Genomic DNA, 582 nt, shown 5'->3' with positions numbered 1-582 from the left:
TCACTTGACCATATAACCCCAAGCAATCTGGTTATACTGTGAAGACGACATTCGCCGAAAATTCGAATTTCTCAACTAAGAGAACTCACAAATTTTACCTTAGCCTGATCACCACCAGTGAAAGTGGATCTCAGTCTATCTTTCTATCACATACCCAAATTTTTAAAGAACGAACTAGTCAAAGACTAGAAATCAACATTCACCATCAGCACGATGGAATGCTCATTTCTAAGCTCTTACTTTAGAAGCAGTAGTGGTGGAGCCAAGCGGGATCGAACCGCTGACCTCCTGCGTGCAAGGCAGGCGCTCTCCCAGCTGAGCTATGGCCCCGTATTTCTACAGGCGTTTCCCACACAAAATTGGTGGGTCTGGGCAGATTCGAACTGCCGACCTCACCCTTATCAGGGGTGCGCTCTAACCAACTGAGCTACAGACCCAATTTCGGGCTGCTTCTTTCGTCTTCTTCAATGAATCAAGCAATTCGTGTGGGAACTTATGGAGCAGCTGATGTCGTCGATTAAGGAGGTGATCCAGCCGCAGGTTCCCCTACGGCTACCTTGTTACGACTTCACCCCAGTCATG

Annotated in this window: 2 tRNA genes and 1 rRNA gene; all 3 read right to left on the bottom strand. The window is 47.6% G+C overall.

Annotated features, from left to right (window positions below):
• Positions 1 to 254: 254 nt before the first annotated feature.
• Positions 255 to 330 (bottom strand) — tRNA-Ala (locus tag L6D74_RS29885).
• A 30-nt stretch (positions 331 to 360) separates the two neighbouring features.
• Positions 361 to 437: transfer RNA gene (locus tag L6D74_RS29880), tRNA-Ile, on the bottom strand.
• 81 nt (positions 438 to 518) lie between these two features.
• Positions 519 to 582, bottom strand: a 16S ribosomal RNA gene (locus tag L6D74_RS29875); the annotation flags it as partial.

Origin of the sequence: Pseudomonas pharyngis (assembly GCF_021602345.1) — a bacterium.
GTDB lineage: Bacteria > Pseudomonadota > Gammaproteobacteria > Pseudomonadales > Pseudomonadaceae > Aquipseudomonas > Aquipseudomonas pharyngis.
Note: the sequence above shows the minus strand (reverse complement) of the source record. Positions and strands in the feature narration are given on the sequence as shown.